We start from the raw sequence: 11,473 nt of genomic DNA, 5'->3' as shown, positions 1-11,473 counted from the left end.
TGCTCCATTTTTATTATCTATATTATTTTGAGCTATTAGGTTTATATTATCACTTATTAATACATTTCCATCATTTATTATGTTTTTAGCTGATATATTTATATTATTATTTGATATTATTTTATCTCTATTTGTAAAATCTTCTTCTACCTTAACATTTAGATTATTTGTCTTTATTTCCTTTATTTTAGCTTGTGTTTTTGATTCTAATGTTAAATCTTTTGAAGTTATACTTTTAACTCCTATACCTGATTTTGTTGCTACTATCTTTACTACATCTCCATGTATAGAACCTATTATGTCGGCACTTAGCTTTATGCCTTCTTCTCCTGCATATGTTGTTACTTTTAATTCTTTGGCCTTTATATCTCCTTCTGATTTAAAGGTATTAGATATTATCTCTAAATTCTAATCTGTATTTAGTTCTTTTAAGCTTTTTATGTTTCCTTTAGGTTTGTTATATCCTTTTATTTCTTCATTTTCTATTATTGGTTTTGATGTTTTTAAAGCCATATTATGTATATTTAAAAAACTTGCACCATCTAGTGTTATCCCATTAGGATTTGAAAGTATTACATCTAGTTTATCTTTACTTAATGCTTCAAGTATTCCACTTAATTTACTTTCTTCTAATCCTGTTACATCTAGAAGGGCAAGTTTTGCTCTTGTGTCTTTAATATTATTATTTCCATTTATTAGTCCTGCAATTCTACTTCTTGCAATATTTTTTGCATTATTTATTACAGCACCTTTTTCACTTACATTAAATTCTTTAAAGGTTGAATGGCTTATCCCCTTAGGAGAAGGAGTTGATATATTTATTATGTCTACACCATTAATACTTTTTTCTACATATACATTAGTTTTTCCATCTACTGTTATGTTTGCATATGAAAAAAGAGAAATTGATATTGCTATAATCATACCAAAAAACTTCTTCATAACTACTACCTTCCTTTTTATTTGATTTATTAATTGATGTTATCACGTTTTTTTATATTTGTCAACAAGAAGAAAAGGTTATACATTTTAGGAAACATTTGAAAATAGATGGAAAATATTCTATATCCTTGTTTTGCTGGTTTAGAAACAAAAAATCCTTTAAATCCTAATTGATTAAAAGTTATTATTTGCCCTGTACCTTGTTGTATATTTTTTTCAACTTCATCAAAACCTAATATTATTTTAGCTTCATCACGAATTTGATCTTCTATTATCATACTCTCTCCTCATTATTTATAAAACATTTTTAATAGTATAACTTAGAAAACCTGTAAAACCAATCACTTTATTCACTATATATAATATAGAGTAAAAACATCAATATTTATCGTAAAGTACTTAATAAATTAAAAATTTCAACATTTAAATCTTCTAATATTAATAGGTTAGTAGGTGATTTAAATGAAAAATTCTAATGGTAGGGGATCTATATTTAAAACATCAGATAAAAGAAGAAAACCTTATGTAGTTCGTGCAGGTGGTGTTTATATAGATGGTAAATTGAAAAGAAAAGTATACAGAGTTGTATTTAAAAATGACTTCGTTAGATATATATGGGATAAATATAGAGAAACAAATGAAGAAAAATATGCAATTTTCTTAATACTATTTTATACAGGAATGAGATCTATTGATTTACTAAGAGTACAAAATAAAAATATTAATTTAGAAGAAAGATATTTAATTACTGGTTCTAAAACAATAGCTGGTATGAATAGAAAAGTACCATTGCATCATTTAATATTCCCTTTAGTTAAAAAATACAAAAATAAAGATATAAACTTATTTAATATTACAAGTACTAGTAATTTAAATAAAATTTTTAGTAGAATAATACAAGAATATGATATTAATATGAAAGGAAATCTACATTCAATTAGACATACATTTATTACTAAAATGCAACAATTACAAATAAAAGTATCAATAATAAAGAATATTGTAGGTCATGAAGAAAAAAATGTTACTGATGGAGTATATACACATTGGACTGTAAAAGATTTGAGAGATGCTGTTAATAAATTACAATATTAATGTTGCCAATAAAAAAGAAAAGGTTAGAAATTCTGGGAAATATTAGGAAAAGTTTGGATAATCAAAAACATACTCTAATATAGAAAAAATCTGCAATTCAGCATTTTTACTGACTTGCAGATTAATTAATTATTTTGTCATTTTTTAGTCAAATAATGGTGCCCATACCTACACCATATATGGTTTTATTGGCTTTAAGTAGGGTTTTGTAGCCAGTTTGTATCCATTAAAAATTTTTTTCTACTAATTTTTATCATTTTATTATCTCGAAATCTAATATAGGGACTAATATTTAGTCCCTACATCTTTTTATACTAATACTTTATACTTTTTGCATAATCTTTAGTATCTTGTCCTTCTACTTCATAATTTGAAATTTTATTATCTATTTCAATATATGCTTCATTTCCCTTTATACCTAAATTAACTTTTCCATAAGTAAACATTTCCCCTGAACCACTTCTTATTCTATCTAATTCATACTTTTTATCATCAATATTTAAAAATACTTTATCTCCTTTTATAGTTGCTTTTACAGAAGTGTTCATATTGTCTTCCATATTTAGTAAATTCATTGTCTTTTCCATCATCATTTCAGTTGAATTAGCAAATCCATTCATTGCTAATAATAGCATTGGTATAACCATTAATTTTTTCATTTTTATATTCTCATTTTTCTTTTGTTTTATAGGCTAAGTATATCATCGTATCATTATTATATTATTATATTTTTAAAATTTCATTATTTTTTTATTTATTTTTATTAAAATATCCTTTGATTTTTTCATAGCCCTTCTAAGAAAATATTATATTACTTCTGTATATTCTTTTATTATTCTTATCTTTCTTTCATCACATTCTTCCATTATTACTGCATCTATGTTAGAAAGGTTATAGAAAGTTGAAAAATCTTCCTTACCTATCTTGGAACTATCTATTAAAAGATATTTCTTTTCTGAGTTATTTATAGCTATCTTTTGTGTATAAGTTTCTTCAAAAGTAGATGTCATAATTTCATCTCCTTTTACACCATTTGCTGAAAAAAATATTTTACTATAATGTAACTTTGATAAAACAATATTACTTAGATCTCCAAAGAAGCATTTAGTTACTTCTCTATATTCCCCTGCAACTAAATAAACTTTAAATGTTGATGAAACTTTTGGTAACAATAATTGAAATATTGGTAGACAATTTGTTACTATTCTAATAATCTTATTATTTATTAAACTAGCAAGTTTTTCTGTAGTAGTTCCTGGTCCTAAAAATATTGTGTCGCCTTCTTCTATTAAATTTAAAGCTTTATGGGCAATTACATCTTTAGCTTCACTATTTATTGTATGTTTATCATCATGAGATAATTCTTTATAGTTATATACATTTTTACCTCTAGCTCCTCCATGAACTTTTACTAAATATCCCATATTTTCAAGTTCTGTTAAATCTCTACGGACTGTCATATCAGAAACTTTTAATTTTTCAATTATTTCAGAATTTCTAATAATTCCACCCTGATTTATCATTCTTATTATTTCACTAAATCTTTGTTCTTTAGTCATATTTTACACCTGTATTATTTTTTTTATTTTTATATTATATTACCATTACTTGCAACTTCTTTAAACCAATATGCACTTTTTTTAGGATATCTTTCTTGTGTTTCAAAGTCTACATAAAATAGTCCATATCTCTTATTATATCCATTTGACCAAGAAAAAACGTCCATTAAAGACCAAAGGAAATAACCTTTTACTACAGCTCCTTCTTCTATAGCATCAGATACAGCTTCTAAATGTTTTTTAATATATTCTATTCTAGGAGAGTCATCAATATATCCATTTTCAAATATATCTTTATAACCCATACCATTTTCTGTAACATAAATTTCTTTATAATGGGGAAATTCATTTTTAATATACATTATCATATCATGTAATCCTTTAGGATATATTAACCAATCCCAATCTGTTCTTTCTATATCCATATCGAACATATATTCACCAACTCCACACAATCTATGAACTGAAGTTCCTTTATCTCCTGTTCCATTATGGAAACTTTCATTTTCTCCTTCATAACCTTTTACAAAATTACTTTGATAATAATTTATTCCTAAAAAATCATTTAATTCTTTAGTTTTTTCAAAAAGTTTTAGATCTTCATCTAATATTTCTATTTCTCCATTATTTCTGTATAATATACCTTTTATTATATCCATAGTTTCTTGGCTATATCCACCACTATATGTAGCTTCTAATAAAAATCTATTAGCTAATACATTATCTTTATATGCTGCAAATTCATCAAATTTATTACCTTCTCTATATGGATATTTAAATTCTAATGAATGTATTATTCCTAATTTTTTATCTTTAAATTCTAATTCTTTAAATTTTAATAATGCTTTAGAATGTGCAACCATCATATTATGCATAGATTGTATTAATTTAGAATAATCAAATCTAATTGCTGGTGGAAATTTACCTACTAAGTATTGTCCACTAGATACTGGCCATATTTCATTAAATGTAACCCAATTTTTAATTTCTTCAAATTCTTTAAAACAAAATTCTGCATAATTTACAAAATGTTCTATATTTTCTCTATTTAAAAAATCTCCTTCTTTATGTAATGCTAAAGGTGTATCAAAATGATGTAATGTAACATAAGGAATAACATCATTTTTTAAACATTCTGCAAATAGTTTATGATAGAATTCTACTCCTTTAGGGTTTACCTTTCCATAACCTTCTGGAAATATTCTACTCCAAGCTATAGAAATTCTTATTGCATTAACATTAAATTTTTTACATAATTTTAAATCTAAAGGATATTTATTGTAAAAATCACTAGCTGGATCTGCTAAAAATCTTCCTTGTTCTTTTAAATATTCATCCCATGCTACTTTTCCTTTTCCATCAACATCTGTAGAACCTTCAGCTTGATAAGCTGCAGTTGCTCCACCGTATAAAAAACCATCAGGTAATTTTTTCATATTTTAATTTCCCTTCTCCAATACAAAGTTTAAAGCTTTTTCTTTATCTTTAGTTAAAGAAATATATTCTATTCCTCCTGTTTTTTCTAATCTTATACCTAGTCTATCACAATCAACTTTAATATCTTCATAATTTGATGCAACTTGTGGTGCTAAAATTATCATGTTATAGTCTTTCATCATATCTTTATGTGCTCCATAAGATGTTGCAAAAGCAACTACTGGTTTATTGTATTCTTTAGCAGCTTTATTTAAAGCATTTGCTAAAAGTCCACTTGTTCCACCACCTGCACAAATTACTAATACTTTAACTTCTTTTTCTAAATTTATTTCAGATTTTACAGTTTCTTTTTCTACTTTTTCTTCTTCGATTGTTTTATTTTTTTCATTTTCTAATATTTGATTATCATATATTTTAAAGAATGGATAATACATTATTACGTCCACTACTATTAATAAAGGTGCTAATACAAAAGCTAATTTTGTAAGACCTGTACCTAATAAAAGTCCTATTGGTGCTGGTGTTGTCCAAGGAAGAAAGTATATAAATGAATTCATTTTAAATACATCTACGAAGAATTTAAATATCCAAACATTTAATACAGGAGTAAATACAAAAGGTATAAAGAATATTGGATTTAAAACTATAGGTCCACCAAATAATATAGGTTCATTTACTCCAAAAGCTGTTGGAAGGAATGATGCTTTTCCTATTGATTTATTTTGTTTAGATTTTCCAAGCCACATGAACATAAATGGTAGTACAAAAGTTGCTCCTGTTCCACCCATAGTAGCTACGAACATTTGTAATCCTGGAGTTATAAGGTTATTTGCATGTGCTCCAGATTGAAATAGTGCTAAGTTATTATCTAAATTTAAATACATTAATGCTGCAACAGCTGGTTCAACTATAGATGGTCCATGTATTCCAACAAACCAGAAAAGAGCCATCACACCATATATTATTGCAATTCCAAGATAACCATCAGCTGCTTTAAATAGTGGTTTTAAACCTTCTATTAACATTTGTGCTGCATTATATCCAAAGAATTTTCTAACTAATATTTCTAAAGCATATACAATAATTATAGTTAATGCAAAAGGTATAACATCTTTAAATGTTTGTGATAAGTTAGGTGGAACTTCTCCTGGCATTTTTATTGTAATATTGTTTTTAACACAATACTTATATATATTTACAGTTAAAAACGCAACTAAAAATCCAGTTATAAGTCCTGTAGTTCCTAAAAATCCTGATCCAAATCCACCTTCAATTTGATCTGAAGATAATAATAAGAATCCTGAAATAGATGCAAGCATTACTGAAATATTATTAATTTGAGTTGTTGTATCAAGTCCTCTATTAACTGAATCAGCTAATGCCTTAGCTGTTGTTCCTGCAACTAAAAGTCCTACTATACCCATAGTATATCCATAAGGTTTCATTATCATTTTAACTGTTTCATCTGACCAAAAATATCCAAAAATATTAGGAACGAAAGCAATTAATAAGAATAAACTTGAAAATAGTACTACTGGCATTACAGATATAAATCCATCTTTTATAGCTCTTAAATATATATTTCTTGATACCTTTTCAAAAAAAGGTTTCATTTTTTCTATTTGTTTTATTAGTTTTTCCATAAAAATTAAACTCCTTTTTTATATAGCTCTATTAAATGTTTAGTTAAATCTTTAAGAAGTATGCATGTCATTAAGTGATCTTGTCCATGAACCATTAATACATCAACATTTACATCTTCTCCATTAGCATCTGCTGTTATCAAGTCTGTTTGTACTTGATGTGCTTTTAATATTAATTCATTTGCTTCTTCAACTAATTCATATGCTTTATCAAATTCTCCATCTTTTGCTTTATTTAATGCTGTTAGTAATTTTGAACGAGCATCTCCTGAATAAGCTACTATTTCTATTGTTACAATTTGTGATTCTTCTCTATTCATCTTTATACTCTCCTTTATTCCATTTTTCTATAAATTCGTTAAAAAAACTATCCTTTTCTTGACCGTCATTATTTTCCATTAATGCATCTATACTTTTAATTAATTTTTCATTTTCTTCATTTTTTTCATATTTTTCATTAATAAATGCATCTATTATATCAAACATTAAAAGCTCTCCTATAATTTTACCACCAAAGCCGATAACATTTGCATTGTATTTCTTTCTAGCATCTATAGCTGTTGAAATATCTTTTACTAAAGCAGCTCTAACTCCTTTTACCTTATTAACTGAATTAGTTATTCCTACTCCAGTTCCACAAATACAAACACCAAAATCTACTTCATTATTTGATACTGCTTCACCTACTCTTTTACCATATATAGGATAATGTGTTCTTTCAAAATCGTAAGTACCTTTATCAATAACTTCATGTCCTTTGCTTTTTAAATAGTTTACCACATTATTTTTAATATCTGTAACTATATGATCACAACCCACAGCAACTCTCACAAGCATTTCCCTCCTTTACCATTTTATTTAACATATCTACTCTAATTTGATGTCTACCACCATCATATTTTGCTTTCAAGAAATTATCTACTATACTTAAAGCTAAATCATTTGCTATTAACTTACTACCTAGAGTAATAGCTCTTGCATTATTATGTCCTCTAGTCATATATGATGTTCTTTCATCTGAAACTTGTGCTACTATCATTCCTTTTAATTTTGTTAAAACCATAAAACTTAAATTACCATAATCATCAATAGCAATCCCAAAATTTTCATCACTTTCATCAATTTTTTTCTTAAATTCTTTTAAAACTTCTATGTAATTTTTTTCTAAATTTGTTAAATCAATTATATTATGATTTGTTTGATTTAAACTTTGTTTTATATATTCTTTCATTTCATAACCAAATTGATTAGAACACAGTATTACATTCATTTAAGTAGCCTCCTTTTTATGTTTATATTTTTTATATACCAAATATTACCACACAAACAAACAAAAGTCAACAAAAATGTTTTAAAAGTAAACAAAAATTTTTATTAAATGTGCTTTTTCAACATTAATAAAGATTTTTCAAACATATTTTATATTTCTATATTAAATCCAACAATTTATTTTACACTTGGTATTTTTTCTAAAAATTTTAAAAAGTATTTGTAGCCAGTTTGCATCCATTAAATTTAGATAGGTTTAGAAAGTTTTAGGAAAAGTTTGGAAATACATGAAAATAAAAGGAAAAGATAAAATATTTGATTATATCCTTGTTTTGCTACTCTATAAATAAAAAAGTTCCTTCTCTTTTTAGAAAGAACTTTAAATCTATTTGGGGCTTTGATCCTTTTATGTGTCCTAATTTCAGTATTAAGCTTGAAGTTTATGAACTTTTTGTTTCTTCTGCTATTGGCCGATATATTCATAAATTCTATAACCCTAATGGCCTATTATTCAAATAGGTATTTTTGTATTACTCAAATTTACTTATTAATTCTATTTTTTATAAAATATAGTTACTTTTTATATTAATTAAAAATATATACATCTTATTAGAATTCTAATTTACTATATAACAAAAAAATCCGCAATTCAGCATTTTTACTAACTTGCAGATTAATTAATTATTTCTTCATTTTTTTGTTAAATAATGGTACCCAAACGCGGAATCGAACCACGGACACAGGGATTTTCAGTCCCTTGCTCTACCGACTGAGCTATCTGGGCATAATGGCGGGTGGACAGAGATTCGAACTCTGACAGCTTGCGCTTTCGCCGGTTTTCAAGACCGGTCCCTTAGCCATTCGGACATCCACCCAAATCAACTTATTTTCAAAAAAAAATGGTAGGCCCTAGGAGAATCGAACTCCTGTTTTTAGGATGAAAACCTAATGTCCTGACCACTAGACGAAGGGCCCAAAATAACTGGTGGATCCAGCTGGACTTGAACCAGCGACCACGCGGTTATGAGCCGCGTGCTCTAACCAACTGAGCTATGGATCCTTATGGTTAAATTTAATATGGCGTGCCTGAAGAGATTCGAACTCCTGGCCCACAGCTTAGAAGGCTGTTGCTCTATCCTACTGAGCTACAGGCACATATTAAACCATTATAGTTATTTTGTTAAAAAATGGTGAGTCATACTGGAATCGAACCAGTGACACCTTGATTAAAAGTCAAGTGCTCTACCGACTGAGCTAATGACTCACATGGAGCGGGAGACGAGGGTCGAACTCGCGACATTCAGCTTGGAAGGCTGACACTCTACCAACTGAGTTACTCCCGCGTAAAGTGATTTTTTGGTTGCGGAGGCTGGATTTGAACCAACGACCTTCGGGTTATGAGCCCGACGAGCTACCAGGCTGCTCTACTCCGCGATAAAACCTTATTGTAAATGGTGCCTCGGGCCGGACTCGAACCGGCACGGGATTGCTCCCACAGGATTTTAAGTCCTGTGTGTCTACCATTTCACCACCAAGGCTCAACATTCATTGACAAAAATTATTATACATTATTTATTTTTTCTTGTCAAGAACTTTTTTTTATTTATTTTATTTTTTTATTTTGTCATCTTAGGACATTTCTTATTCTATATTATTTATAATAAAATGTCAATAGTTTTTTTATCATTTTTTTCTTTTTTCTTCTTTTCTTTGACTTGTTTTACTGTTAAAAAAATTGTATAATATATATAAAAAGATTATTTGGAGGGAAAATGTTTGAGAAAATATTAAATAACAAAATTGCTAAAATAACTATAATATCTATTTCATTATTAATAATACTAACATTAGGACGTTCTGCTTTTTTAAATTCTTTTTTTAATAAAAGAGAAACTGTAGTTCCTAAAGTTACATCACTACATGTTGATGATGCTACAAAATTGCTTAAAAAGTTTGGTTTAAATTATTCTATTATTGAATCTAAATCTACTGAAGTACCCGAAAACTTTGTTTTCATACAAGATCCTAAGCCTGAATCTATAGTTAAGGTTAGAAGAACTGTAAATATATGGGTAAATAAAGCAAATAGTGTAGAAATTCCTGATTTAACTGGTAAAACTCTAATAGAAGCAAGAAGAATACTTGAAGACTTTAATATACAAATCGAAAGAATAGACTATATGCCTATAGAAAATTCAGAAGAAGAATTAGTACTTTCTATTTATCCAAAAGTAGGAAGTAAGATTGGTACTAATCAAAAAATTTCATTGCTTGTATCTTCTAAACCATTAATTGAAAGTAAAATTATGCCTAATTTAATAGGATTAGATAAAAATGATGCTGCAAATATACTTGCTCAAATTGGTCAATCTATTACTTTTGTAACTGAAGCAAATGATCCTGCATTTGCACAAAATGTAATTATTGCTACTAATCCTCTTCCAGGTGAAACTATAGAAAAAAATACTAAGATAAGTATAGTATTAAATACTGGTGTTGAGGTTGACAAAACAATAACTGAAGTAATAGAACAAAAAGTTGAATCTAAAAAAATAGATAATAATATAGAAGAAATACTAAATCAAACTCTAAAAGAAGTAGAAAAAAAAGAAGAAAACAACGAACATAAATCAGAAGGTGAATAAATGCACACAAAAGGAAAAGTTATACGTAAAATACAAGGTTTCTATTTTGTTTATACTTATTATGATTTTAAAGATATAGATGATTTTGAAGAAAAATTAATTAAATGTAAATTACGTGGAAATTTAAAACTAAAAAATAAAAAAGATAATTGTATTATTGGTGATAATGTTATTATAGATACAGAATTAGAAGTAATAACAGAAATATTAGAGAGAAATAATTATTTAAATAGACCATTAATATCTAATATAGATAATTTAGCACTTACTTTTTCTGCTAAAGATCCAAATTTTGATATTATACAATTTCAAAAATTATTATTAAATATACACAAAAATGAATTAGAACCTTTACTTTTAATTACAAAATCTGATTTATTATCAAAAGATGAACTAAATGAGTTAGATTCTATTTTAAAAAATAGTTTCCCTTATTTAAAATACTTCTTTATTTCAAAAGAAAGTTTTGAAGATTTTAAAAGATATATTAAAGATAAAAATATAATAATATCTGGTCCAAGTGGTGTTGGCAAATCTACTTTAATAAACAATATACTAAATCAAAATGTTTTAATTACTGGAGAGATTAGCCAAAAAACAAAAAAAGGTAAAAATACTACTGTAGATACAAGATTTTTCCCATTTGGAAATGGATTTATTATTGATACTCCAGGTTTTTCAAGTATAGAATTTCCTAACTTTAAAAATGCATTAGAAATTAAAGAATACTTTCCAGAAATACAGGAACTAAGTTTAAGTTGTAAATTTTCAAATTGTATACACATACATGAACCTAACTGTAATGTAAAAGGAAACTTAAATGAATTAAGATATGATTTTTATAAACTAATATATCAAAATATAAAAGAAGGAGAAAACTAAA

The 11,473-nt window shown here is 26.7% G+C and carries 14 protein-coding genes and 9 tRNA genes; 4 read left to right on the top strand and 19 right to left on the bottom strand.

What is annotated here, in order from left to right; genetic code table 11:
* Nucleotides 1-117 (bottom strand): hypothetical protein (locus AYC60_RS09600; protein ID WP_414162580.1); only part of this gene is annotated, 117 nt, incomplete at its 3' end.
* Between AYC60_RS09600 and AYC60_RS04090 the strand changes: the two genes are divergently transcribed.
* Nucleotides 80-412, top strand: coding sequence for a hypothetical protein (locus tag AYC60_RS04090; protein WP_067321584.1), 333 nt, complete (start codon nucleotides 80-82; stop codon nucleotides 410-412). The genes AYC60_RS09600 and AYC60_RS04090 overlap by 38 nt on opposite strands.
* On the opposite strand, the gene AYC60_RS04085 is transcribed toward AYC60_RS04090, so the two are convergent.
* Both AYC60_RS04085 and AYC60_RS04080 read right to left on the bottom strand, forming a co-directional pair.
* Nucleotides 409-942 carry a two-partner secretion domain-containing protein gene (locus tag AYC60_RS04085; RefSeq protein ID WP_067321582.1) on the bottom strand — a complete coding sequence of 178 codons (534 nt, stop codon included), beginning with the start codon at nucleotides 940-942 and terminating at the stop codon, nucleotides 409-411. The two genes, AYC60_RS04090 and AYC60_RS04085, sit on opposite strands and share 4 nt — an antisense overlap.
* 29 nt (nucleotides 943-971) lie before the next feature.
* Nucleotides 972-1,220: a hypothetical protein gene (locus AYC60_RS04080; protein WP_067321575.1), complete on the bottom strand. Its 249-nt coding sequence runs from the start codon at nucleotides 1,218-1,220 to the stop codon at nucleotides 972-974.
* Nucleotides 1,221-1,404: 184 nt separating this feature from the next.
* On the opposite strand from AYC60_RS04080, the gene AYC60_RS04075 reads away from it, so the two are divergent.
* Nucleotides 1,405-2,037: a tyrosine-type recombinase/integrase gene (locus tag AYC60_RS04075; RefSeq protein ID WP_067321572.1), complete on the top strand. Its 633-nt coding sequence runs from the start codon at nucleotides 1,405-1,407 to the stop codon at nucleotides 2,035-2,037.
* A gap of 314 nt (nucleotides 2,038-2,351) precedes the next feature.
* Here the strand turns inward: AYC60_RS04075 and AYC60_RS04070 are convergent, their stop codons facing one another.
* The 16 genes from AYC60_RS04070 to AYC60_RS03995 form a co-directional block, all read right to left on the bottom strand.
* Nucleotides 2,352-2,696, bottom strand: a complete 345-nt coding sequence (locus AYC60_RS04070; RefSeq protein WP_067321569.1) for a hypothetical protein — start codon at nucleotides 2,694-2,696, stop codon at nucleotides 2,352-2,354.
* A 147-nt stretch (nucleotides 2,697-2,843) separates the two neighbouring features.
* A complete protein-coding gene (locus tag AYC60_RS04065; protein ID WP_067321567.1) occupies nucleotides 2,844-3,596 on the bottom strand; it encodes a DeoR/GlpR family DNA-binding transcription regulator in 753 nt (250 codons plus the stop codon).
* 29 nt (nucleotides 3,597-3,625) lie between these two features.
* On the bottom strand, nucleotides 3,626-5,032 hold the full coding sequence (gene lacG / locus AYC60_RS04060; RefSeq protein ID WP_067321564.1) for a 6-phospho-beta-galactosidase: 1,407 nt from the start codon (nucleotides 5,030-5,032) through the stop codon (nucleotides 3,626-3,628).
* Between the two features lie 3 nt (nucleotides 5,033-5,035).
* Complete coding sequence (locus AYC60_RS04055; protein WP_067321561.1) at nucleotides 5,036-6,676, bottom strand: lactose-specific PTS transporter subunit EIIC; 1,641 nt, start codon at nucleotides 6,674-6,676, stop codon at nucleotides 5,036-5,038.
* Between the two features lie 5 nt (nucleotides 6,677-6,681).
* Nucleotides 6,682-6,996 (bottom strand): PTS lactose/cellobiose transporter subunit IIA, encoded by a 315-nt coding sequence (locus AYC60_RS04050; RefSeq protein WP_067321558.1) that lies wholly within the window; start codon nucleotides 6,994-6,996, stop codon nucleotides 6,682-6,684.
* Nucleotides 6,989-7,507 carry a galactose-6-phosphate isomerase subunit LacB gene (gene lacB, locus AYC60_RS04045; protein WP_067321587.1) on the bottom strand — a complete coding sequence of 173 codons (519 nt, stop codon included), beginning with the start codon at nucleotides 7,505-7,507 and terminating at the stop codon, nucleotides 6,989-6,991. Before lacB ends, AYC60_RS04050 begins: the two co-directional genes overlap by 8 nt.
* Entirely contained in the window at nucleotides 7,485-7,946 is a 462-nt protein-coding gene (gene lacA / locus AYC60_RS04040) for a galactose-6-phosphate isomerase subunit LacA (protein WP_067321555.1), read from the bottom strand. The genes lacB and lacA overlap by 23 nt, the downstream gene beginning before the upstream one ends.
* Before the next feature lie 707 nt (nucleotides 7,947-8,653).
* Nucleotides 8,654-8,729, bottom strand: a tRNA-Phe gene (locus AYC60_RS04035).
* Nucleotides 8,730-8,733: 4 nt separating this feature from the next.
* A tRNA-Ser gene (locus tag AYC60_RS04030) sits at nucleotides 8,734-8,820 on the bottom strand.
* A 25-nt stretch (nucleotides 8,821-8,845) separates the two neighbouring features.
* Nucleotides 8,846-8,920: transfer RNA gene (locus tag AYC60_RS04025), tRNA-Glu, on the bottom strand.
* A gap of 8 nt (nucleotides 8,921-8,928) precedes the next feature.
* Nucleotides 8,929-9,005 (bottom strand) — tRNA-Ile (locus tag AYC60_RS04020).
* Nucleotides 9,006-9,023: 18 nt separating this feature from the next.
* A tRNA-Arg gene (locus tag AYC60_RS04015) sits at nucleotides 9,024-9,100 on the bottom strand.
* 33 nt (nucleotides 9,101-9,133) lie between these two features.
* Nucleotides 9,134-9,209: transfer RNA gene (locus AYC60_RS04010), tRNA-Lys, on the bottom strand.
* A gap of 3 nt (nucleotides 9,210-9,212) precedes the next feature.
* A tRNA-Gly gene (locus tag AYC60_RS04005) sits at nucleotides 9,213-9,288 on the bottom strand.
* 14 nt (nucleotides 9,289-9,302) lie between these two features.
* Nucleotides 9,303-9,379, bottom strand: a tRNA-Met gene (locus AYC60_RS04000).
* An 18-nt stretch (nucleotides 9,380-9,397) separates the two neighbouring features.
* Nucleotides 9,398-9,483: transfer RNA gene (locus tag AYC60_RS03995), tRNA-Leu, on the bottom strand.
* 234 nt (nucleotides 9,484-9,717) lie between these two features.
* Here AYC60_RS03995 and AYC60_RS03990 point away from each other — a divergent pair.
* Together AYC60_RS03990 and rsgA are read left to right on the top strand one after the other, a co-directional pair.
* Nucleotides 9,718-10,590 (top strand): PASTA domain-containing protein, encoded by an 873-nt coding sequence (locus tag AYC60_RS03990; protein WP_067321554.1) that lies wholly within the window; start codon nucleotides 9,718-9,720, stop codon nucleotides 10,588-10,590.
* Nucleotides 10,591-11,472 (top strand): ribosome small subunit-dependent GTPase A, encoded by an 882-nt coding sequence (gene rsgA, locus AYC60_RS03985; protein ID WP_067321551.1) that lies wholly within the window; start codon nucleotides 10,591-10,593, stop codon nucleotides 11,470-11,472.
* The last annotated feature ends 1 nt before the right edge of the window (nucleotide 11,473 follow it).

Origin of the sequence: Streptobacillus felis (assembly GCF_001559775.1) — a bacterium.
GTDB classification, from domain to species: domain Bacteria; phylum Fusobacteriota; class Fusobacteriia; order Fusobacteriales; family Leptotrichiaceae; genus Streptobacillus; species Streptobacillus felis.
Note: the sequence above shows the minus strand (reverse complement) of the source record. Positions and strands in the feature narration are given on the sequence as shown.